The sequence below is a fragment of the Mycobacterium asiaticum genome (genome assembly GCF_001673365.1).
Taxonomy (GTDB): Bacteria; Actinomycetota; Actinomycetes; order Mycobacteriales; family Mycobacteriaceae; genus Mycobacterium; species Mycobacterium asiaticum_A.
On sequence record NZ_LZLS01000199.1, the window covers coordinates 1 to 21,206 of the forward strand.

Consider the following 21,206-nt stretch of genomic DNA (forward strand, 5'->3'; position numbering starts at 1 on the left):
GCCGATGCCCATCAGCTCGCCGCGTTCGCGCTTGGCGGCCTGCTCGGCGCGCAGCGAGTCGTAGCCGATCATGGCGCGTTCAACGGCACTGCCGCGCCGGTGAAGTATCCGGCCGGTTTCTTCGGGGTGTTCACCGGCAGCTACGACCTGGAGGCGGCCTACTGCCACATGACCGCCGTGTACACCAACAAGGCGCCCGGCGGGGTGGCCTACGCGTGCTCATTCCGGATCACCGAGGCCGTCTACTTCGTAGAGCGGTTGGTGGACTGCCTGGCCTACGACCTGAAGATGGACCCGGCGGAGCTGCGGCTGCGAAACCTGTTGAAACCAAAGCAGTTTCCCTACCAGAGCAAGACCGGCTGGACGTATGACTCGGGTGACTACGAGACCACCATGCGCAAGGCCATGGACATGATCGGCTACGACTCGCTGCGCGCCGAGCAGGCCGCCAAGCGCGAACGCGGCGAGCTGATGGGCATCGGCATGGCGTTCTTCACCGAGGCCGTGGGCGCCGGTCCGCGCAAAGACATGGACATCCTCGGCTTGGGTATGGCCGACGGATGCGAATTGCGGGTGCACCCGACCGGCAAAGCCGTGGTGCGGCTTTCGGTGCAAACCCAGGGCCAGGGGCACGAGACCACATTCGCGCAGATCGTTGCCGAGGAATTGGGCATCCCGCCCGACGATATCGACGTGGTGCACGGCGACACCGATCAGACTCCGTTCGGTTTGGGCACCTACGGCAGTCGGTCCACGCCGGTCTCCGGCGCCGCGGCCGCGTTGGTGGCGCGCAAGGTGCGCGACAAAGCCAAGATCATCGCGTCGGGAATGCTCGAGGTCTCGGTGGCCGACTTGGATTGGCAGAAGGGCAAGTTCCACGTCAAGGGCGACCCGTCGGCCGCCGTGACCATTCAGGACATCGCGATGCGCGCCCACGGTGCCGGCGATCTGCCCGAGGGTCTCGAGGGTGGGCTGGATGCCCAAATCTGCTACAACCCATCGAATCTCACCTATCCGTACGGTGCCTATTTCTGTGTGGTGGACGTGGATCCTGGCACCGGAGTGGTGAAGGTGCGACGCTTCCTGGCCGTCGACGACTGCGGCACCCGGATCAACCCGATGATCATCGAGGGACAGGTGCACGGCGGCATCGTCGACGGTATCGGCATGGCGCTGATGGAGATGATCGCCTTCGACGAGGACGGCAACTGCCTCGGTGGCTCGCTGATGGACTATCTGATCCCGACCGCTTTGGAGGTGCCGCACCTGGAGACCGGGTTCACCGTGACGCCGTCGCCGCATCACCCGATCGGTGCCAAGGGTATCGGCGAATCGGCGACCGTGGGATCACCGCCCGCGGTCGTCAACGCGGTGGTGGATGCGTTGGCGCCGTTCGGAGTTCGGCACGCCGACATGCCTCTGACGCCGTCGCGGGTATGGGAGGCCATGCAGGGTCGAGCCAGGCCGCCAATCTAGATGAAGATCAGTGAGCGCGCTCAGCAGTTGATCGCCGCGCGTAAACCGTTCGTGCGGGCGACGGTGGTTCGCGCCCAGCAGCCCACCTCTGCGTCCCCGGGCGATGAAGCAATTCTGTTGGCGGACGGCACCATTGAGGGATTCGTCGGCGGCCAGTGTGCGCAGAACTCGGTGCGCAAGGCCGCACTGGGGGTGCTGCAGGCCGGTGAGAGCGTGTTGCTGCGGGTGCTGCCCGACGGGGACGTGCATTTCCCGGAGGCGCCTGGCGCGTGCGTGGTGGTCAACCCATGTTTGTCCGGTGGGTCGCTGGAGATCTTCCTTGCACCACAACTGCCGTCCCCGCTGGTTCGGATCTTTGGTTCTACGCCGATCGCCGACGCCTTGATCGACGTGTGCGGTGTGCTGGGCTATGACGCGCGTCGAGACGCCGATCTGGCGGACGCGACAGCGGTGGTGATCGCCAGCCACGGCGGTCCGGAGGCCGAAATCATCCGCGCCGCACTCGATCACGATGTCCAGTACATCGGCCTGGTAGCCAGCAAGGTTCGTGGCGCTTCGATCCTGGGTGAACTCGACATCAGTGAGGCCGAGCGGTCCCGTATTCACACCCCCGTCGGGATGCCGATCGGCGCCAAGACGCCGCCGGAGATCGCGGTCGCCATCGCCGCGGAACTCATCGCCACGCTGCGCGACGGCGGCCTGGCCCGGCCCGCGCGGGCCGACGAGGTCCGGCGGGAAGCGGTCGACCCGATCTGCGGCATGACGGTGAGCATCGATGCGGCGACTGAGCATGTGCAGCTGGCCGGTACGGATTACTGGTTCTGCTGCTCGAGATGCCGCACCGCGTTCGTCGAACGTGAAGGCCTATGACCGAGACGCGCGAATTGCCGGTGGACTCCCCGGTCCCGCTGGATGTGGACACCTGGGACGATTACCGTCGACTGCTGGCTACCGCGTTATGACGTTCACCAGCCCGCAGGATGTGGTCGCGCGTTTCGACGAGCAGGACTACCTGCTGGACACCGGCACCGCATCGGCAATTTACCTCGCGGTGACGATGGGCAGGCCGCTGCTGCTCGAAGGTGAGCCCGGCGTCGGCAAGACCACCGCAGCCAAAACGCTTGCCGCGGTGTTGAAAACACCGCTGGTCCGGCTGCAGTGTTATGAAGGCTTGACCGCCAGCGAGGCGCTCTACGACTGGAACTACCAGCGTCAGCTGCTGTCCATCCGGTTAGCCGAGGCCAGTGGCGCCGGTATCGCCGAGGGCGATCTGTACACCGAGGCCTACTTGCTGGACCGGCCCATCCTGCAATGCGTGCGATATCGCGGCGAGACACCGGCGGTCTTGCTGATCGACGAAATCGACCGCGCCGACGACGAATTCGAGGCGCTGCTGCTGGAGTTCCTCGGTGAATCCGCGGTCACCATTCCCGAGCTCGGCACGTTCGTCGCCGAACGCCCGCCCATCGTCGTGCTTACCTCCAACCGCAGCCGTGACCTGCATGACGCCCTGCGCCGACGGTGTCTGTACCACTGGATCGACTACCCGGAACCGGCGCGTGCTGCCACCATCGTGCGGCGCACAGTGCCGGGCGCCACCGCGCCGCTGATCGAACACGCAACTCAATTCGTCGGCGCGACAAGGGAACTCGATTTAGACAAACCACCGGGGCTGGCCGAGACAATCGACTGGGTCGCCGCTTTGGTTTCGCTTGGCGTGGCCGAACTGGTAGATCCGTCCGCCCTGATCAGTCTCGGGGCGCTGGCCAAGACACCCGACGACCGCACGCTCATCCACGATGCGCTGGTCGAATACAGTCGCACATGAAAGGACGTCAAGGATGAAGATCGCCAACCAGTTCACCGTCAGCGCGCCGATCGAGCGCGCCTGGGACGTGCTCTGTGACCTGGAGCGGGTCATTCCGTTGATGCCCGGGGCACAGTTCACCGGCCACGAGGGCGACGACTACCTGGGCAAGGTCAAGGTCAAGGTCGGCCCGGTGACCAGTGAGTTCAGTGGCAAGGTGCATTTCGTCGAGCAGGATCAGGCCCAGTATCGCGCCGTCTTCGACGCCAAGGGCAAGGAGGCGCGCGGCACCGGCAACGCGGCGGCCACGGTGACCGCTCAGTTGCAGGAGGCAGGCGAGCAGACCAACGTCACAGTCGACACAGATCTGAAGATCGTCGGCAAGCTCGCGCAGTTCGGCAGCGGCATGCTGCAGCAGGTATCGGAAAAACTGTTGGCCCAGTTTGTGGAATCGCTGGAAGCCGAACTCGCCGCCCAGTCACCGACTGAGTCGCCCGACGTCGGAGCCGACGGAGAGGAGCCGATTCCGGCCTGGCCGGTGAACCCAGTCCCCGGAACCCGTGTCAATGCCGCCGAGCCCGAACCCATCGACCTGCTCGAACTCGCCGGCGGAGACCAACTCAAGAAGTACGGTGCCCTAGCGCTGGCAGTGCTCGCCGTGCTGGCGCTGATCACGGTGCTGCGCCGGCGGCACTGAACCATGGTGACGACCGTGCCCAGCCCGGCCCTGCTGCGCGGCGTCGATCTGGCGGCGTTCGCGACCGCCTTGGTGGCCCGGCTGCGCGCTTCGGGAGTGTTGGTATCGGCAAGCGGCCAAACGACTTTCGTGCGATCACTGCAGCATCTGGTGCCCCACGACGCGTCGTCGCTGTATTGGGCTGCCCGGCTCACCCTGGTCAACCGGATGGACGATCTGGTGATCTTCGACGCCGTCTTCGCGGCCGTTTTCGGCACCGCAGCGCGAGACCACACGAATTCGGATGCGTCGCTGCCGTTGCCGGGTCCGCGCACCCCCGCGGCGGGCGTCGTGCAGCACACCGATAGCCGATCCGGGAGCACGACTGCGCAGCTGCCCTGGGCCACCCGCGCAGCTGATCGGTCCGAGGGCGGCACGGCCATCCAGTTGCCCGACTTTCTGCCCAGCCACATCGCCGCGCTGGCCGACGAACCCTTCGACCAGTTCGACCCCGACGATTTACGGCTGCTCGGCGACTGGTTGCAGAACTCGATGTGGGCCTGGCCGCAGCGGCGCAGTCTGCGGTCACAGGCCAGTCCGCACGGCAAACGGATCGACTTGCGCGCCACGATGAGCGCTTCGCGCTCCACCGGTTGGGACACCGTCACATTGGCGCGAACCCGGCCCCGCCGCCGGCCCAGGCGGGTGGTCCTGGTCTGCGACGTGAGCCGCTCGATGCAGCCTTTCGCCACCGTCTACCTGCACCTGATGCGGGCGGCCATGTTGCGCCAGACGGTGACCCGGCCCGAGGTGTTCGCGTTCTCGACGTCACTAACCCGGCTCACCGCGGTGTTGTCCCATCGATCCGCTGAGGTCGCCCTGGAACGTGCCAACGCCAAGGTGATCGATCGCTACGGCGGCACCTTCGTCGGTCGCAGTGTCGACGCGTTGCTCAAGCCTCCGCACGGCAACTCACTACGCGGCGCCGTGGTGATCATCGCTTCCGACGGTTGGGACAGTGATCCGCCGCATGTGCTCGATCATGCACTCGCCCGGTTGCGCCGCCGCGCTCACACGTTGGTGTGGCTCAATCCGCGTGCCGCACAGCGCGATTACCAGCCACTGGCGGGCTCCATGGCGGCGGCCCTGCCCTACTGCGACCTGTTCCTGCCCGCGCATTCGCTGCGCGCGTTGGGGGAGGTGCTGCGGGTCATAGGCGGGTCAGGCCTGAGTCGCCGCGGTGGTCCCAACCATCGCAGCGCCCCGCGAACCGAACCAGGCCGCGGTTTCCGACGCGAAAAGTCGCGGTGCGGTTCGGCTCGCGGCAAAGAGGCCTAACGCGGCGACTTAGCCGCGCTGTTCTTCGTACGCCGCTGTTAGGGCAGGATCGGCAGGTATGGATCAGGTATGGGCGAACCGGGCTGCCAGTTCTGAAACCGCTGTTACGCAGCGCAACCTGAGCCGGCTGTGGGGACTGCCCGGTACTCAGCTGGGGGTGGTGGCGTGGCCGTCGCAACGCCGGGACCGGCTGTTCGGCACCTGGCACTACTGGTGGCAGGCGCACCTGCTCGACTGTCTGGTCGACGCGCAGCTGCGCGACCCGCAGCCGGAACGTCGCACCCGCATCAACCGGCAGATCCGCTCGCACCGGCTACGCAACACCCTGCGATGGACCAACAGCTACTACGACGACATGGCGTGGCTGGCGCTGGCCCTCGAACGCGCGGATCGCCTGGTCGGTGTGGAACGCAGCCGCGCCCTGCGCACGCTGGCCAAGCAGTTCATCAACGCGTGGGTGCCCGAAGACGGCGGCGGCATCCCGTGGCGCAAGCAGGACCAGTTCTTCAACGCACCCGCCAACGGCCCGGTCGGCATCTTCTTGACCCGGTATGGGGGACACCTGCGGCGGGCCCAGCAGATGGCCGACTGGCTCGACGAAACCCTGATCGACCCCGAGACCCACCTGGTGTTGGACGGCATCAAGGACGGCTCGCTGGTGCGCGCCCAGTACACCTACTGCCAGGGTGTCGTGCTGGGACTGGAGACCGAACTGGCCAAGCGCACTCATGACGACAGGCATGGAGCGCGGGTGCATCGGCTGGTCGCGGCGGTCAAGGAGCATATGGCCCCCAGCGGTGTGCTCAAGAGCGCTGGCGGCGGTGACGGCGGTCTGTTCGGCGGCATCACCGCGCGTTACCTGGCCCTGGTCGCCACCGATCTGCCGGGTGACACTCCGGAGGCTGAAACGGCCCGCGACACCGCCCGCGACATCGTGCTGTCCTCGGCGAAGTCGGCGTGGGACTACCGCCAGTCGGTGGACGGGCTACCGGTTTTCGGCGCGTTCTGGGATCGCGACGCGGAGATACCCGACGCCGGCGGTCAAGAGGCGCAGTTCGTCGCGGGCGCCGTCAACAGCTCCGAGATTCCCGAACGGGACCTGTCGGTGCAGCTTTCGGGCTGGATGCTGATGGAAGCCGCGCACACCGTCGCGCTCGTCAAGTCAGTCGGGTAGCGGCACCGGGGCTTCGGTCTCCGCTGTGTCGGCTTTGCCGCCGCGCCGGCGTGCCCGGTAGGCGCGAAACGCCGCGATGAAAGCCGGGATCATGGACACGAACAGAATGCCCAGGATGATCTTTTCCAGATTTTCGTTGACGAACGGCACGGTGCCCAGGAAGTAGCCGGCCACCGTTACGCCGCCGCCCCACAGAATGCCACCGACGATGTCGAAGGCCAGGTAGACCGGGTAGCGCATGTACGACACCCCGGCCACGACCGGCGTGAAGGTCCGCACGAACGGCAAGAACCTGGCCAGGATGATCGCCCACGGACCGTACTTTTCGAAGAAGGCGTGCGACTCGGTCACATAGTGCTTCTTGAAGAACCGCGAGTCTTCCTTCTTGAACAGCGCCGGGCCGATGCGCCGCCCGATGAAATAGCCGGTCTGGTCACCCAGAATGGCGACCACCGCGACCGCGGGCGCCAAGACCCAGATATCGAGCGTCCCCTTGGCGGCCAGCAATCCACCGGTGAACAACAGCGACTCGCCCGGCAGCAGCGGAAACAGCAACCCCGTCTCGACGAAGACGATGACCAGGATGGTCGGCAGCACCGCGGAGGCGAACAAACCCTCGGGTCCAATCCAGAACATCGGGTCGAGGATGCCGCCCGACGCCATCACGGTGGTGCTCATGACGCTTCAACATACCGGCGTTGCCATACTGGATAGGCCAAGCCTTCCCAGAGGAGTCCTTCATGCCCATCGCAACGCCCGAGATCTACGCCGAGATGCTGGGACGCGCCAAGAAGAATGCCTACGCATTCCCGGCCATCAACTGCACCTCGTCGGAGACCATCAATGCCGCTTTGAAAGGCTTCGCCGATGCCGGCAGCGACGGCATCATCCAGTTCTCGACCGGCGGAGCCGAATTCGGCTCAGGCCTGGGCGTCAAGGACATGGTGACCGGCGCGGTCGCGCTGGCCGAGTTCGCCCACGTCGTCGCGGCGAAATATCCGATCAACGTCGCCCTGCACACCGACCACTGCCCCAAGGACAAGCTCGACACCTACGTCCGCCCGCTGCTGGCGATCTCTTCAGAACGCGTGCGCACGGGTGACAATCCGTTGTTCCAGTCGCACATGTGGGACGGCTCGGCGGTGCCGATCGACGAGAACCTGGAGATTGCGCAGGAACTGCTGAAGCAGGCCGCGGCCGCCAAGATCGTCCTGGAGATCGAGATCGGCGTGGTGGGCGGTGAAGAGGACGGCGTCGCCAACGAAATCAACGACAAGCTGTACACCACGCCGGAGGATTTCGAGAAGACCATCGACGCGCTCGGCCACGGTGAGCACGGCCACTACCTGTTGGCCGCGACCTTCGGCAACGTGCATGGCGTGTACAAGCCCGGCAACGTCAAACTGCGCCCCGACATCCTGGCCCAGGGGCAGAAGGTGGCCGCGTCCAAGCTCGGATTGGGCGACGACGCGCAGCCCTTCGACTTCGTCTTCCACGGCGGCTCGGGCTCGGAGAAGTCCGAGATCGAAGAGGCGCTGCGGTATGGCGTGGTGAAGATGAACGTCGACACCGACACGCAGTACGCGTTCACCCGCCCGATCGTCGGGCACATGTTCAGCAACTACGACGGCGTTCTGAAGGTCGATGGCGACGTCGGCTCCAAGAAGGTCTACGACCCACGCAGCTACCTCAAGAAGGCGGAGGCCGGCATGACCGAGCGGGTCATCGAGGCGTGCAACGACCTGCACTGCGCCGGCAAGTCGCTGAGTTAGGCCGAGCAGCCTAACTGGACTGGCAGATCTTCCACTGATCGTCGCGGAACTGCAGGTCGAGGCTGCGCGTCGAGCGGACCTGCGGGTCGTAAGCCATGAACGTGGTGATGTTGGCCTCGGCGTGCTGCCCGTTCACGACGACCTGGTCGATGCTGGCGATGACGGGATACTGCTTGGCCGCCGACACCCGCTGGTAGGTATCCGACCAGGCTTTCTCGTCGTACTCCACGTAGCCGTCACGGGTGGTGCCGCAGGTGATGGTGCGCAGCGCAGTCAAGTCCCCTCGCTGCACCGCGACGTCGAAGTTCTGGATGGTCTGCCTGACCCGGTCTTCCTGCGAAGCTTTCGCACCCTTGCTGCGGGTCAGCAGGACGGTGCCGAAGATGGCGATCGCCGCGATCGCCAGGACGATCACCACGATCGCCAATACCCAGCCCCAGTTGCGGTGCTTGAGCGCCTGCTTCGCTCCATCGCGAGGCGGAATAGACTGCGGGACCGCGGTTTTCGGCGGCAGCGGGGGCGGGGGCGGAGCCGGCGGGTTGGTCGCCGCGGGTCGCGTCTCGAAGACCTCGGTGGCAGCCTCCGGGGCGGTGGCGATCACCTGGGTCTCTTTGGCGTCGAAGCCGGGGGCGGTGAAGCGGCGTTCGGGTTGCCCGTCTGGGACGGTTGCATCGGCAGCCTCGTCTGGGTCGCGTTTGACGATCGCCAGCGTCTCGGTTTCTGCGTCACCGCCTTGGAGCGGGTGGGCCTCGGTAGCCTCGTCCGACCGGGCGGTGGAGTCCGTGCCGTCGCGATCGGGCTCGGGTGCGTTGGGCATGAGTGGAGCTTAGCGACCCAACACCCGGATGGCGTGATGGTGGAGGTAGCTGAATTGGCAGAATGGGCCGCATGACGTCGACGGGTGATCTTCTAGGGCCTGATCCGATCCTGCTACCTGGTGACAGCGAGGCCGAAGCCGAGTTGGCGGCCAACGAAAACCCCGGCATCGTTGCCGCCGCCCATCCGTCGGCTTCGGTGGCCTGGGCCGCGCTTGCCGAAGAGGCGCTCGCAGACGACCGGGCAATCACGGCGTACGCGTACGCCCGGACCGGCTATCACCGGGGTCTGGACAAGCTCCGCCGCAACGGGTGGCGCGGGTTCGGCCCAGTGCCGTATGCGCACGAGCCCAACCGCGGCTTCCTGCGCTGCGTGGCGGCGCTGGCGCGGGCCGCGGACGCCATCGGGGAGACCGACGAGTACGGCCGCTGCCTGGATCTGCTCGACGATTGCGATCCGACGGCTCGCACCGCACTCGGTTTCTAGAACGTCTCCTCGCAGTGCCCGTCCGCGCAGTCGATCTGGACGGTCGCGTGGTCGAGTCCGCGGGCTGACAGCACCGCACGCGCGTCCTGCAGCACCCGCGCCGAGTCGCCGGCGCTTCGCAGGTGTGCGGTCACCATGTCCTTGCCGGGGGACAGGGTCCACACGTGCAGGTCGTGCACGTCGGTCACCCCGTCGACATCGCCCAACGCCACACGCAACTCTTCGACGTCGATGTGTGCCGGCGACGATTCGGACAGGATGCGCAGCGCGGCGCGGGCCAGCGCGATCGCGCGTGGCAACACCCAGAGCGCGACCAGTACCGCGACCACGACGTCGGCGTAGGGCCAATGCGTCGTGACGGTCACGATGCCGGCGATCAGCACGCCGATGCTGCCGACGGTGTCGGCCACGACTTCCATGTAGGCGCCCTTGACCGCCAGGCTCGCCTCCGAATGCGACCGCAGCAGCATCGCGACGACGAAGTTGGCGGCCACCCCGGCCAGCGCCACCACGATCATCGGCACCCCGGGCACCGAAGGCGCGCCGCCGAGTCGGTCAATTGCCTCGTAGAGGATGAACAGCGCGACGCCGACCAGCAGCACCGCGTTGGCCACCGCGGTGAACACTTCGGCGCGATGCCAGCCGTAGGTGCGGTTCGGTGACGAGCTGCCCCGGCGGGCCAGCACCACCGCGGCCAGTCCCATGAACACCGCGACCACGTCGGTGAGCATGTGCCCCGCATCGGCAAGCAGCGCTATCGAGTTGATCAGCAGCGCGGTGGTCAACTCGATGACGAAAAACGTCGCCAGGATGGCCGCGGCGCCGACCATCCGGGGGATCATTCGCGACGCCTCGGCCTCAGCCGGTGTGTGACTGTGTCCAGCACCCATGCGCAGTAATATATGCGTAATCACGCATATATGACAAGGGTCAGGACCAGGCGCCCCAGAAGCGGGTCAGCGCGCCGCCTGCCATCGACAACCGCGGCGGCACCCCGGACAGCCCGAAGAGCCAATACACAAGCTCGAAGAACCACCGGTTCAGTCCTGGTGCCAGTAACAGCACCAGCAGGACGAGCAGGCCGAACTGCTTGGCGGGTGCCACCGTGCGCTGCGTCTGCGGACTCAGGTGCGGTTCCAGCGCGTCGTAACCGTCGAGTCCAGGGACCGGCAGCAGGTTCAGCACCACGGCGGTGACCTGCAGGAATCCCAGGAACGCCAAACCCGCGACAAACACCAGATGGTCGGGGTCGTAGAACAGACGCGTCGCGGTCAGCAGCAGCACGGCCAGCGCAAGATTCATCGCCGGGCCCGCCACACTCACCAGCGTGCGACGGGTTGGCGTCATCGATCCCGTCTGCAGATAAACGGCGGCCCCCGGCAGGCCGATGCCGCCCAACGCGATGAACACCATGGGTAGCAGCAGAGACAGCGCGGGGTTGGCGTACCGCCGCGGATCCAGCGTCAGGTAGCCGCGTACCGCCGCGTCGTGGTCGCCGAACCGCCAGGCGAAGTATGCGTGCCCGAACTCGTGCAGGCACAGCGACACCAACCAGCCCGCGATCACGAAGACGAAGACGCCGGCATAAGCCAGTGGACGGACCACCGATCCGGCCGCCCAGGACAGCGCCGCACCAACGGCGGTCAGGCCGACCAGGCCAAGAAATATCGGGCTGGGCCGCACCGGACGAAACTACCGAACCAGCAGCCAGCCCTCGACGTTGCGGTAGAACGTCGACCGTCGCGCCGTACGGGGTGCCGGCACGCCGTCGCGCACCACGGCGGCACCGGTGGTGCCCAACTGCGCGGCCCGGCCGGTCACCCAACGCGGAAACACCCGGCGGGCCAGTGCCGCCCGCACCCCCGGCAGGGCTGCCGTCGGCTCGATCCACACCTGGGCGGCGGCACCGTCGAACAACACGGTGTCATCCACCACCGCCTCGCCCTGGATATGGTCCGCCCCATCCGGCGGCAACCAGGTTGCCCGCCCCACCAGTACCGTTCCGGTCTCGTCGCGGATCAACGGCGTCCGCTGGGTGGTCCCGCGCAAAGCTCGTCGAGCCGCCCGGAAGCCGGACGGCAAGCCGTAGGCCCGGGCGGCCCGGGTGCGACGGGCTGGCAGGTACGCGATTTCCACGTCGAGCCGCTCGCTGCGCAACAGCCGGGACAACACGGCCGCCAGATCGGCGTCAGTGCCGACGACAACGAGCCGCCGGTACGGGCCGGGGATGGCGTCGAGGTCCCCGGCCACGACGGGCAGCTCCCGCAGCGAGCGCGGCGTCCGAGCCCGGTCGAACAACACCACCGCAATACTGGGCGCGTTCATGACACTCCTTGCAAACCGCTGGGTAGGGTAGGTCACCGGCTGGACCACAATAAGGGGCCCAACCTGCGAGACGAGTTGGGAGCACGTCATGCCGGCAATCGTCCTCATCGGCGCCCAGTGGGGCGACGAGGGCAAAGGTAAGGCCACGGATCTCCTCGGTGGACGAGTGCAGTGGGTGGTGCGCTACCAAGGCGGCAACAACGCCGGGCACACCGTCGTTCTGCCCACCGGCGAGAACTTCGCCCTGCACCTGATCCCGTCCGGCGTGCTGACACCCGGGGTGACCAACGTCATCGGCAACGGCGTCGTCATCGACCCCGGCGTCCTCCTCGACGAACTGCAGGGCCTGGAAGACCGCGGCGTCGACACTTCCAAGCTGCTGATCTCCGCGGATGCGCACCTGCTGATGCCGTATCACGTGGCCATCGACAAGGTCACCGAGCGCTACATGGGCAGCAAGAAGATCGGCACCACCGGACGCGGCATCGGGCCGTGTTACCAGGACAAGATCGCCCGGATGGGCATCCGGGTTGCCGACGTGCTCGATCACGAACAGCTGCAGCACAAGATCGAAGCCGCCCTCGAGCTCAAGAACCAGATCCTGGTCAAGATCTACAACCGCAAGGCGCTCGAACCCGACCAGATCTTCGAGGCACTGCTGCAGCAGGCGGAGGGTTTCTCCCACCGCATCGCCGACACCAGGCTGCTGCTCAACAACGCCCTCGACGCCGGCGAGACGGTGCTGTTGGAAGGTTCGCAGGGCACCCTGCTCGATGTCGACCACGGCACCTATCCGTACGTGACCTCGTCGAACCCGACGGCCGGTGGCGCGGCAGTCGGGTCCGGGATCGGCCCGACCCGGATCGGCACCGTGCTGGGCATCCTCAAGGCCTACACCACCAGGGTGGGATCGGGTCCGTTCCCCACCGAGCTGTTCGACGAGAACGGCGAATACCTGTCCAAGACGGGTGGCGAGTTCGGGGTCACCACCGGCCGGCGTCGGCGCTGCGGCTGGTTCGACGCCGTCATCGCCCGTTACGCCACTCGGGTCAACGGCATCACCGACTACTTCCTGACCAAGCTCGATGTGCTGTCCAGCTTGGAGACGGTGCCGGTGTGCGTCGGCTACAAAATCGACGGCAAGCACACTTCGGAGATGCCGATGACCCAGAGCCTGCTCTGCCGCGCCGAGCCGGTGTACGAGGAACTGCCGGGTTGGTGGGAAGACATCTCCACGGCACGCGACTTCGACGACCTGCCGGCCAAGGCGCGCGACTACGTGCTGCGGCTGGAAGAGCTTGCCGGAGCGCATGTTTCGTGCATCGGGGTGGGTCCGGGACGGGACCAGACCATTGTGCGACGGGACGTGCTGGCGGCCCGCCCGTGACGGACGGTTTGGAGAACCCCACCGAACTAGATCCCGAATACGAACATCACGGCGGCTTCCCCGAGTACGGCCCCGCCAGTCCCGGGCCTGGGTTCGGCAAATTCGTCGCGACCATGCGCCGGTTGCAGGACCTTGCCGTCTCGGCCGATCCGGGGGACGACGTGTGGGACCAGGCCGCCGCACGGGCCGCCGACCTGCTGGCGTTGCTGGAGCCCTTCGAGGCCGACGCCGGTGTCGGGCCCGCCGGGCGCACTCCGGATCTGCCGGGCATGGGCAGCTTGCTGATGCCGCCGTGGACTTTGACTCGCTACGCTCCCGACGGCGTCGAGATGATTGGGCACTTCACCAGGTTCCACGTCGGTGGCAACTGGGCGGTGCACGGCGGGGTGCTGCCGCTGCTGTTTGACCACATGTTCGGCATGATCTCGCACGCCGCGGGCCGGCCGATCAGTCGCACGGCGTTCCTGCACGTCGATTACCGCAAGGTCACCCCGATCAATGCGCCGTTGTCGATCCGCGGACGCGTGACCAGCATCGAGGGCCGCAAGGCGTTCGTGGCCGCGGAATTGCTCGACGGCGACGAGTCCGTGCTGGCCGAAGGCAACGGCTTGATGGTGCGGCTGCTGCCCGGCCAGCCCTGACTAGGGCTGATTGGGATTCGGCGGCACCACGATGATCGTGGCGCCCGGGATAGCCGCCAGTGTCGCGGCGAGGTTGGCCACGACTCCCGGTGGCAGGCCTTGTGGCAGGCCCGGAAATTGCGCGGCGGCAGCGGCCGCGGGGACGGCGGGTGTGTTGGCTGCGGGCCGGGTTGCGGCAGCGCCGCCACCGGCGGCCGCCGGGGCCGCTTGTGCCGGAGTCGCAGGCGTCGAGCTAGCGGTTCGCGCCGCCAGTCCGGCCAGGCCCGTTCCGGCCATACCGGCCGCCGCCATGCCTGCGTAGCCGCCGTCGGGCCCGCCCGTCACCACCATCGGCGTGGTGCCGGGGAATAGGGCGGCGACTTGGCGCGCCGCCGGGGGCATCAACCAGCTCTGCGGCACCGACAGACTGCCGACGTTGGCTGCACTACCGGTGACAGCGGCTGCCTCCGCGCCGGTGGTGCGTTCCGCGAAGCCGCGGCCGAGGGCGGGCCGCCAGCCCGCTCGGCCACTCCTGAGTTCGTCTTCCTCGAGCTCATTTCCCTTTTCGAGTTCCGCTTCCTCGACTTCGTCGCTGCGGACCTCCTCGCTGAACTGTCCCAACGCCACGATCAAGCTGGCACCAGCCAGGCCGGCGGTGGCAAGCACCAGCAAATCGAGGTCCTCGAACGGAGTCGGTAGGGGGATCGCCGTGGCTGCCGGAGCGGCCGCGGCGGGTGCGGCGGCCGGCTCACCCGCCAGAGCGTCAGCGGCGGTGGTCCCCGGCGGCAAGGTGAACGGCGAAAGCTGAGAGGCCGCGTCCGAATTGCCGGCGTAGCCCTCCATGGCGACGATGTCCTGGGCCCACATCTCGCCATAGTCGGCTTCGCTGGTCGCGATAGCCGGGGTGTTCTGGCCGAATACATTCGTCTGGACCAGCGACATCATCACGCTGCGATTGGTTGCGATCGTCGCCGGCGGCACAGTGGACGCGTACGCGGTCTCATAAGCGCCGGCCGCGGCCAAAGCCTGCGCACCCGCTTGCTCGGCCTGCGCGGCGGTTGCCCTCATCCAGGCCACGTACGGCGCTGCCGCGGCCGCCATGGATATCGACGACGGGCCCATCCACTCCTGGGCGGTCAAACCGGATATCACCGACGCGTAGGACTCCGCCGTCGAGTGCAGTTCGTTGGCCAGCTGTTCCCATGCCGCCGCGGCCTGGATAAGCGGAGCCGATCCGGGACCGGAATAGATTCTGGCCGAGTTGATTTCGGGTGGCAGCCCCGCGAAGTCCATCGCTATCCTCCCGCCACCAGTTGAAACGTCCAGGGCCAAGCTACACAGGCACCTATCAGCAGAGTTACATAAGATTCCCAAGAATGATCGCAGACGCGTCGTTCTCTTACGGATGGGGTGAGTGGTGACTGACGCCTTGACCGAAGCCCAGGACGAGCCGGCTGAGCCGGAATTCCCCGGGCCGCGGGTGTTGCTGCTGGGCTCGGATGAACTGAGCCGGGAGCTGGTGGTTGCGCTGCAGCGGCTGGGCGCGCAGGTGATCGCCGCCGACACGCATTCGGACGCGCCCGCACACCGAGTGGCCGATGAATCGCTGGTCGTCGATCTGACCGACACGGCCGAACTCGCGGCGTTGTTCGAACGTGTGCAAGCGGACTTCGTCGTGACGCTCACCGATGCGGTGGCCTTCAAAGCGCTCAACGAACTCAGCCTCACCGACACCGAGCTGGTGCCCAGTGCGCGGGCTGTGCGGGTGACGGCCGATCGGGAGGGACTGCGCAAGCTGGCCGCCGATCAGCTTGGCCTGCCCACCGCGCCGTTCTGGTTCGTCGCAACGCTCGACGAACTCGAGGCGGTGGCCGCCCATGCCGGGTACCCGCTGCTGGTCAAACCGAGCATTGGGCCGCCGCATCAACGGCAATCGTTCGTCGTCAACGGCCCGGAGGACGTCAAGCGCGCTTGGCAGCACGCCGGCGGGGGTGAGACGGCGGGCGAGGCCTACTCGGTGTGGGCCGAGTCGGTGGTGGAAGTCGAAGTTTTGGTCACCCTGATCGTTGTGCGCAGCGACGGCCCGGCGGGCCCGGTGATCGAGTTCTGTGCACCCATCGGTCACCGCCGCGCAGACGGCGGGGAGCTGGAAGCTTGGCAACCGCAGCAGCTCAGCACGGCGGCGTTGGACGCGGCCAAGTCGATCGCGGCGCGTGTCGTCAAGGAGCTGGGCGGCCGTGGTGTTTTCAGTGTCGAATTGATGATCAACGGCGACGAGGTCTACTTCGCCGATGTCGCGGCGCGACCGATGGCCAGCAGTTGGCTCACACTGCGCAGCCACCGGCTTTCGGTGTTCGAGCTGCAGGCCCGGGCCATCCTGGGCCTGGCGGTGGACACCTTGATGGTGTCGCCGGGCGCCGCCCGCGCCGTGACGGGCGAGGCGCCGGGTGCCGAGGCTTTGACCGCCGCGCTGACCGTGCCGGAAAGCGATGTCCGGGTGTTCGGGCAAACGGGGCGAGATGGGGCTGCGGCGACCGGGAGCCTTGGCGTCGCGTTGGCAACCGCGCCCGACGTGGCGGCGGCTCGCGACCGTGCCCGCGACGTCGCCGAACGTCTCAGTGTGCGAGACTCACGCGGGTGAGTTACGCAGGAGATATCACGCCGCTGGAGGCGTGGAAATTGCTCAACGACAATCCGCAAGCCGTCCTGGTGGATGTGCGCACCGACTCCGAGTGGCGGTTCGTCGGAGTTCCGGACCTGTCCAGTCTGGGTCGTGAGGTGCTCTACATCGAGTGGAACAAATCCAACGGACAGCACAACAACAATTTCCTTGCCGAACTGCGGGACAAGCTTCCGGCGGCTGACGGCGAGCGCCCGGTGGTCTTCTTGTGCCGCTCGGGCAACCGGTCCATCGGGGCCGCGGAAGTCGCGACCGAGGCGGGCATCGCGCCGTCCTTCAATGTCCTGGACGGGTTCGAAGGTCAGGTCGACGTGCATGGCCACCGGGGTGAGACGGGCTGGCGCGCGGTCGGTCTGCCCTGGACGCAGGGATGACTGACTCTGGCTCCATCCGCACGCCCAAGGCACTGCCCGACGGCGTGGGTCCGGCCACCATCGGGGTGCGCGGCGGGCTGACCCGATCGGGTTTCGAGGAAACCGCCGAGGCGATGTTCCTGTCGTCCGGGTACGTCTACCCGTCGGCGGCCGTTGCCGAACAGTCGTTCACCGGCGAGGTGGACCACTACGTCTACTCGCGGTACGGCAACCCGACCGTGAGCATGTTTCAGGACCGGCTGCGCCTGATCGAGGGTGCCCCGGCGGCGTTCGCGACGGCCAGCGGCATGGCCGCGGTGTTCGTCTCGCTGGGAGCGCTGTTGGGTGCCGGCGATCGCCTGGTCGCGGCGCGCAGCCTGTTCGGCTCCTGTTTCGTGGTGTGCAACGAGATCCTGCCGCGTTGGGGGGTCGAGACCGTCTTCGTCGACGGCGAGGACCTTTCGCAGTGGGAGGAAGCGCTGTCGGTCCCTACCCAGGCGGTGTTCTTCGAAACCCCGTCCAACCCGATGCAATCGCTGGTCGACATCGCCGCGGTCACCGAGCTGGCCCACGCTGCGGGCGCAAAGGTGGTGTTGGACAATGTTTTTGCGACGCCGCTGCTGCAGCAGGGTTTCCCGCTCGGGGTTGACGTGGTGGTCTACTCAGGCACCAAGCACATCGACGGGCAGGGTCGGGTGCTCGGTGGAGCCATCCTGGGCGACCAGGAGTACATCGACGGACCGGTGCAGAAACTGATGCGGCACACCGGCCCGGCGATGAGCGCATTCAATGCTTGGGTGATGCTCAAAGGCCTTGAGACCCTTGCGGTTCGGGTCGACTACAGCAATTCCTCGGCGCAACGCATCGCGGAGTTTTTGGAGGACCATCCCGCGGTGAGCTGGGTGCGCTACCCGTTTTTGCCGTCGCACCCGCAGTACGATCTGGCCAAACGTCAAATGACCGGTGGCGGAACGGTTCTCACTTTTGAATTGGACGCCCCGCCCGATAAAGCCAAGCAACGCGCCTTCGAGGTGCTGGACAAGTTGCAGCTGATCGACATCTCCAACAATCTCGGCGACACCAAATCGCTTGTCACGCACCCGGCGACGACCACGCACCGCGCGACGGGCCCCGAAGGTCGCGCCGCCATCGGGCTCGGTGACGGCGTGGTCCGTATCTCGGTCGGACTGGAAGGCACCGACGATCTGATCGCCGATATCGACCGGGCGTTGAGTTAACCCGCTTTCTGTTCAGCCTTTTCGGCTCGTTCAGCGGCGGCCAGCGCGCCTTGGCTCTCGGCTGGGGCCAGCCCCTGGCTTTCCTCCATCCACTTGGCCACCACTCGCGCGTAGATCATCTGGCTGGTGATCGCCATCTGTCCGCGGGTGCGGCCCAGGAAGGCGAGGCCCCAGGAGAACATCGCCGCGACGCGGTTCCGGTGGCCGACGAGGTAGTACAGGTGCAGCACCAGCCACGCCAGCCAGGCGATGAAGCCGGCGAATTGCACCTTGCCGACCTGCGCCACCGCGCTGTACCGGGACACCAGGGCCATGCTGCCCTTGTTGAAGTACTTGAACGGTTCGCGGGTGGCGGGATCGTCTTTGCCCTTGACGACGTGCTTGATCACCTTGGTGGCGTAGTGCGCGCCCTGGATTGCGCCTTGCGCCATCCCCGGCACGTCGGGCACCGACATCAGGTCGCCGACGATGAAGACGTTCGGGTGACCCTTGACGGTGAGGTCGGGCTCCACCACCACACGTCCGGCGCGGTCGGTTTCGGTGCCGCCGGACTGGTCGGCGATCATCTTGCCCAGTGAGCTGGCCTGCACGCCGGCCGCCCATACCTTGCAGGCGCATTCGATGCGGCGTTCGCCGCCTTCTTTTTCCTTGATGGTGATGCCCTTGTAGTCGACCTCGGTCACCATCGCGTTGAGCTGGACCTCCACATCCATCTTCTCCAGCCGGTGCTGCGCCTTGCCGCCCAACTTTTCGCCCATCGGGGGCAGCACCAGCGGTGCGGCGTCGAGCAGGATCACCCGACAGTCGCTGGGCGTGATGGTCCGGAACGCCCCGGCCAGGGTGCGCTCGGCGAGTTGGACGATCTCACCGGCCAACTCGACGCCGGTGGGCCCGGCGCCCACCACGACGAAGGTCAACCGACGTTCGCGCTCGGCGTGATCGGTGGCGACCTCGGCGGCCTCGAACGCGCCGAGGATGCGGCCGCGCAACTCCAGCGCGTCGTCGATGGTTTTCATGCCTGGTGCAAACGTGGCGAATTGGTCGTTGCCGAAGTACGACTGCTGAGCGCCGGCCGCCACGATCAGGCTGTCGTAGTGGGTCACCGTCTCCATGGACATCAACTTCGAGGTGACCGTCTGGGACTTGATATCTATGTCGTTGACCTCGCCGAGCAGTACCCGGACGTTCTTCTGCCGGCGCAGGATCAGTCGGGTGGTCGGAGCGATGTCGCCCTCGGACAGGATGCCGGTGGCCACCTGGTACAGCAAGGGTTGAAACAGGTGGGTGGTCGTTTTGGATATGAGGGTGATGTCGACGTCGGCCCGCTTCAGTTGCTTGGCCGCGTTCAGTCCGCCGAATCCACTTCCGATGATGACGACGTGGTGGCGCCGGCCGTCAGTCGAGGGCTCGCTGGATGGGGGCGTCATGGTCCTCCTTCGGCTGGGGCGGTCAGTGCAGCGCATCTACCGTACGACTCCACCAGCCGAGAGTCGCATGTTTGTGCCGACGAGAACAACCTGTGGTTTCAGAACACTCGCAGTAGCGCTGCCCGACCCTTGACGTGGAGCCGTTCGACGGTGGATCCGCGCAACTGCTCCATACGTTCGGTCATCTCCCGGCCCAGCCGGTCGAGTTCTTCGTCGCTGAGACTTACCGGGGCGGGCGGCGGGACGAGGTCCCGTTCCTCCTCGTCAGCATGCGCCTCGAGAACCGTCAGGAACGAATCCCATTCGGCTTGGTAGTCCGGGGATTTGGGCGAGGTCCGCAGTGCCACGGCTAACTGGTCATAGATTTGCCGATGCTCAGCGTGGGCAATCGCGATCAGCGTGCTGGCAGCGGCCAGAGCGGGGTAGTACAGGTCGTCCTCGATGCGCATGTGTATGTCGAACTCGAGTAGCAGGTCGTCGATGCATTTCTGCCGTTCGGACGTGCCGATCGGTGCTTCTCGCAACCGCGTGCCCAATTGGCGTAGCAGCGTGTGGTGTTCTTTCAGCACGTCGTAGGCGTTCATCTGGTGAGTTCCCCCTCGCCGCGGACTTCGATCTTGCCGTCATGCAACCGTGCCTGGTACCACGGCAGCGGTGCTGCGGCGGGACCACGGACCACACGCCCTGAGTGAACGTCGAATTGCGACCCGTGCCATGGACATACGATTCGACCTCGATCGAGCCACCCGTCGGACATCGGTGCGGCCAGGTGAGGACAGAACTCGCCGACAGCGGACACTTCGCCATTGGTGCGGCATACCACCACGCCGACACCGTCCACCTCGACCCGCTGCGTCTCTCCTTCTGGCAACGATTCCTCGGCCAAAACGGGGACCCATTCGGTAGTGCGCAACCCTGGACCGGATTGATCGATCCCGACTCCTGAGCCGAATACCAGCGATCCGCCCAGGTACCCGCTTGCCGATGCGATGCCGTAACCGAACGCACTGACTGCCACTCCGCGCAGCTGGCGGCCGCGTCGACGATCAAGCCATGACGTCACGTACAGGGCAGTGGCGAGCAGGTTGAGCAGGCCGTGTACCAGACCGACACGACGGTCCTGCTCGTGCGTGTGCTGCCAATCAGTGACACCCGTGACTGCCGATCCGAGGTTTGCCAGAATCCCGATGCCGAGCGCGCGCTGAGCGAAGCGGGCGGCGTCGAGTCGCTCGACTGCAGGCCGGTGCGGCAGCGCGTGCAGCGCGTCCAAGGCGACGGTTGTTCCGATCGCTCCACTTGCAAAGGACGCCAACGGTGGATGTGCCGGGTGCCCGAGCCACACCCCGTTCAGCGCATTGGTAACCCGATTACGTTGTCGCCCAAAGGCATTGAATACAAAGCTTAAGACGTTCTCGAACCTGTAGCTGGGCCTATCGAGCCATTCCTGGCGTCCGATCAGTGCCAGTGCTCGTTCCCCCATTGCGTGCGGGCGGGTGGGCGGTGGAAGGTGGTCGACCATGCTGCGGGAGTCCTTAGCGTCAAGGGTTATAAACACGAAGAAGGTAACACCGTTTTGTCATAGGTCAAAGAATGTCATAGGACAAGGCGCGTCGAGAGTTCGAAGTTGACCG

At 66.3% G+C, this 21,206-nt stretch carries 21 protein-coding genes and 2 pseudogenes; 14 read left to right on the plus strand and 9 right to left on the minus strand.

Annotated features, from left to right (window positions below; all coding sequences use genetic code 11):
* The 7 genes and pseudogenes from A5634_RS23355 to A5634_RS23380 all read left to right on the plus strand — a co-directional run.
* On the plus strand, positions 1-1,476 hold a 1,476-nt coding region (locus A5634_RS23355), incomplete at its 5' end, for a molybdopterin cofactor-binding domain-containing protein (protein ID WP_155769681.1).
* Positions 1,477-2,202 (plus strand): annotated as a pseudogene (locus tag A5634_RS23360) (XdhC family protein); the annotation flags it as partial.
* A gap of 152 nt (positions 2,203-2,354) precedes the next feature.
* A pseudogene (locus A5634_RS28405) lies at positions 2,355-2,438 on the plus strand (carbon monoxide dehydrogenase); the annotation flags it as partial.
* Positions 2,435-3,304, plus strand: a complete 870-nt coding sequence (locus A5634_RS23365; protein WP_065146413.1) for an AAA family ATPase — start codon at positions 2,435-2,437, stop codon at positions 3,302-3,304. The pseudogene A5634_RS28405 and the gene A5634_RS23365, both read left to right, overlap by 4 nt.
* 13 nt (positions 3,305-3,317) lie before the next feature.
* A complete protein-coding gene (locus A5634_RS23370; RefSeq protein WP_065146414.1) occupies positions 3,318-3,980 on the plus strand; it encodes an SRPBCC family protein in 663 nt (220 codons plus the stop codon).
* 15 nt (positions 3,981-3,995) lie between these two features.
* Positions 3,996-5,297, plus strand: coding sequence for a vWA domain-containing protein (locus tag A5634_RS23375; RefSeq protein ID WP_081290618.1), 1,302 nt, complete (start codon positions 3,996-3,998; stop codon positions 5,295-5,297).
* 58 nt (positions 5,298-5,355) lie between these two features.
* Entirely contained in the window at positions 5,356-6,471 is a 1,116-nt protein-coding gene (locus A5634_RS23380; RefSeq protein ID WP_065146415.1) for a glycoside hydrolase family 76 protein, read from the plus strand.
* Here the strand turns inward: A5634_RS23380 and A5634_RS23385 are convergent.
* Entirely contained in the window at positions 6,460-7,149 is a 690-nt protein-coding gene (locus A5634_RS23385; RefSeq protein WP_065146416.1) for a DedA family protein, read from the minus strand. The two genes, A5634_RS23380 and A5634_RS23385, sit on opposite strands and share 12 nt — an antisense overlap.
* 62 nt (positions 7,150-7,211) lie before the next feature.
* On the opposite strand from A5634_RS23385, the gene fbaA reads away from it, so the two are divergent.
* Positions 7,212-8,243: a class II fructose-bisphosphate aldolase gene (gene fbaA, locus A5634_RS23390; protein ID WP_065146417.1), complete on the plus strand. Its 1,032-nt coding sequence runs from the start codon at positions 7,212-7,214 to the stop codon at positions 8,241-8,243.
* A 10-nt stretch (positions 8,244-8,253) separates the two neighbouring features.
* On the opposite strand, the gene A5634_RS23395 is transcribed toward fbaA, so the two are convergent.
* Positions 8,254-9,060: an Rv0361 family membrane protein gene (locus tag A5634_RS23395; RefSeq protein ID WP_065146418.1), complete on the minus strand. Its 807-nt coding sequence runs from the start codon at positions 9,058-9,060 to the stop codon at positions 8,254-8,256.
* 71 nt (positions 9,061-9,131) lie between these two features.
* Between A5634_RS23395 and A5634_RS23400 the strand changes: the two genes are divergently transcribed.
* Complete coding sequence (locus A5634_RS23400; protein WP_065146438.1) at positions 9,132-9,545, plus strand: DUF3151 domain-containing protein; 414 nt, start codon at positions 9,132-9,134, stop codon at positions 9,543-9,545.
* Here A5634_RS23400 and A5634_RS23405 read toward each other — a convergent pair.
* The 3 genes from A5634_RS23405 to A5634_RS23415 are packed head-to-tail and all read right to left on the minus strand — an operon-like array spanning position 9,542 to position 11,870.
* Entirely contained in the window at positions 9,542-10,435 is an 894-nt protein-coding gene (locus tag A5634_RS23405; protein WP_065146419.1) for a cation diffusion facilitator family transporter, read from the minus strand. The genes A5634_RS23400 and A5634_RS23405 overlap by 4 nt on opposite strands.
* A gap of 40 nt (positions 10,436-10,475) precedes the next feature.
* Positions 10,476-11,228, minus strand: coding sequence for a site-2 protease family protein (locus A5634_RS23410; RefSeq protein ID WP_065146420.1), 753 nt, complete (start codon positions 11,226-11,228; stop codon positions 10,476-10,478).
* A 9-nt stretch (positions 11,229-11,237) separates the two neighbouring features.
* Positions 11,238-11,870: a peptidase M50 gene (locus A5634_RS23415; RefSeq protein WP_065146421.1), complete on the minus strand. Its 633-nt coding sequence runs from the start codon at positions 11,868-11,870 to the stop codon at positions 11,238-11,240.
* Between the two features lie 88 nt (positions 11,871-11,958).
* On the opposite strand from A5634_RS23415, the gene A5634_RS23420 reads away from it, so the two are divergent.
* A complete protein-coding gene (locus A5634_RS23420; RefSeq protein ID WP_065146422.1) occupies positions 11,959-13,257 on the plus strand; it encodes an adenylosuccinate synthase in 1,299 nt (432 codons plus the stop codon).
* A complete protein-coding gene (locus tag A5634_RS23425; protein ID WP_065146423.1) occupies positions 13,254-13,898 on the plus strand; it encodes a PaaI family thioesterase in 645 nt (214 codons plus the stop codon). The genes A5634_RS23420 and A5634_RS23425 overlap by 4 nt, the downstream gene beginning before the upstream one ends.
* Here A5634_RS23425 and A5634_RS23430 read toward each other — a convergent pair whose 3' ends face one another.
* Entirely contained in the window at positions 13,899-15,170 is a 1,272-nt protein-coding gene (locus tag A5634_RS23430; RefSeq protein ID WP_065146424.1) for a PPE family protein, read from the minus strand.
* A 124-nt stretch (positions 15,171-15,294) separates the two neighbouring features.
* Here A5634_RS23430 and purT point away from each other — a divergent pair, with 124 nt between their 5' ends.
* The 3 genes from purT to A5634_RS23445 are packed head-to-tail and all read left to right on the plus strand — an operon-like array spanning position 15,295 to position 18,148.
* A complete protein-coding gene (gene purT, locus A5634_RS23435) occupies positions 15,295-16,518 on the plus strand; it encodes a formate-dependent phosphoribosylglycinamide formyltransferase (protein ID WP_065146425.1) in 1,224 nt (407 codons plus the stop codon).
* Positions 16,515-16,931: a rhodanese-like domain-containing protein gene (locus tag A5634_RS23440; protein ID WP_065146426.1), complete on the plus strand. Its 417-nt coding sequence runs from the start codon at positions 16,515-16,517 to the stop codon at positions 16,929-16,931. The genes purT and A5634_RS23440 overlap by 4 nt, the downstream gene beginning before the upstream one ends.
* On the plus strand, positions 16,928-18,148 hold the full coding sequence (locus A5634_RS23445) for an O-succinylhomoserine sulfhydrylase (RefSeq protein WP_065146427.1): 1,221 nt from the start codon (positions 16,928-16,930) through the stop codon (positions 18,146-18,148). The genes A5634_RS23440 and A5634_RS23445 overlap by 4 nt, the downstream gene beginning before the upstream one ends.
* Here the strand turns inward: A5634_RS23445 and A5634_RS23450 are convergent.
* From A5634_RS23450 to A5634_RS23460, 3 genes are all read right to left on the minus strand, one after another.
* Positions 18,145-19,575 (minus strand): NAD(P)/FAD-dependent oxidoreductase, encoded by a 1,431-nt coding sequence (locus tag A5634_RS23450; protein WP_065146428.1) that lies wholly within the window; start codon positions 19,573-19,575, stop codon positions 18,145-18,147. The two genes, A5634_RS23445 and A5634_RS23450, sit on opposite strands and share 4 nt — an antisense overlap.
* A gap of 98 nt (positions 19,576-19,673) precedes the next feature.
* Positions 19,674-20,159: a hemerythrin domain-containing protein gene (locus tag A5634_RS23455; RefSeq protein ID WP_065146429.1), complete on the minus strand. Its 486-nt coding sequence runs from the start codon at positions 20,157-20,159 to the stop codon at positions 19,674-19,676.
* Positions 20,156-21,055, minus strand: a complete 900-nt coding sequence (locus A5634_RS23460; RefSeq protein WP_155769683.1) for a Rieske 2Fe-2S domain-containing protein — start codon at positions 21,053-21,055, stop codon at positions 20,156-20,158. The genes A5634_RS23455 and A5634_RS23460 overlap by 4 nt, the downstream gene beginning before the upstream one ends.
* Between the last annotated feature and the right edge of the window lie 151 nt (positions 21,056-21,206).

Bases quoted from the DNA above. Each gene is read 5' to 3' on its own strand.
- A5634_RS23445 (WP_065146427.1), top strand. From the start codon at position 16,928: ATGACTGACTCTGGCTCCATCCGCACGCCCAAGGCACTGCCCGACGGC.
- A5634_RS23405 (WP_065146419.1), bottom strand. From the start codon at position 10,435: ATGGGTGCTGGACACAGTCACACACCGGCTGAGGCCGAGGCGTCGCGA.
- A5634_RS23450 (WP_065146428.1), bottom strand. From the start codon at position 19,575: ATGACGCCCCCATCCAGCGAGCCCTCGACTGACGGCCGGCGCCACCAC.
- A5634_RS23400 (WP_065146438.1), top strand. From the start codon at position 9,132: ATGACGTCGACGGGTGATCTTCTAGGGCCTGATCCGATCCTGCTACCT.
- A5634_RS23380 (WP_065146415.1), top strand. From the start codon at position 5,356: ATGGATCAGGTATGGGCGAACCGGGCTGCCAGTTCTGAAACCGCTGTT.
- A5634_RS23420 (WP_065146422.1), top strand. From the start codon at position 11,959: ATGCCGGCAATCGTCCTCATCGGCGCCCAGTGGGGCGACGAGGGCAAA.
- fbaA (WP_065146417.1), top strand. From the start codon at position 7,212: ATGCCCATCGCAACGCCCGAGATCTACGCCGAGATGCTGGGACGCGCC.
- A5634_RS23460 (WP_155769683.1), bottom strand. From the start codon at position 21,055: ATGGGGGAACGAGCACTGGCACTGATCGGACGCCAGGAATGGCTCGAT.
- A5634_RS23370 (WP_065146414.1), top strand. From the start codon at position 3,318: ATGAAGATCGCCAACCAGTTCACCGTCAGCGCGCCGATCGAGCGCGCC.
- A5634_RS23395 (WP_065146418.1), bottom strand. From the start codon at position 9,060: ATGCCCAACGCACCCGAGCCCGATCGCGACGGCACGGACTCCACCGCC.
- A5634_RS23365 (WP_065146413.1), top strand. From the start codon at position 2,435: ATGACGTTCACCAGCCCGCAGGATGTGGTCGCGCGTTTCGACGAGCAG.
- A5634_RS23455 (WP_065146429.1), bottom strand. From the start codon at position 20,159: ATGAACGCCTACGACGTGCTGAAAGAACACCACACGCTGCTACGCCAA.
- A5634_RS23385 (WP_065146416.1), bottom strand. From the start codon at position 7,149: ATGAGCACCACCGTGATGGCGTCGGGCGGCATCCTCGACCCGATGTTC.
- A5634_RS23415 (WP_065146421.1), bottom strand. From the start codon at position 11,870: ATGAACGCGCCCAGTATTGCGGTGGTGTTGTTCGACCGGGCTCGGACG.
- A5634_RS23430 (WP_065146424.1), bottom strand. From the start codon at position 15,170: ATGGACTTCGCGGGGCTGCCACCCGAAATCAACTCGGCCAGAATCTAT.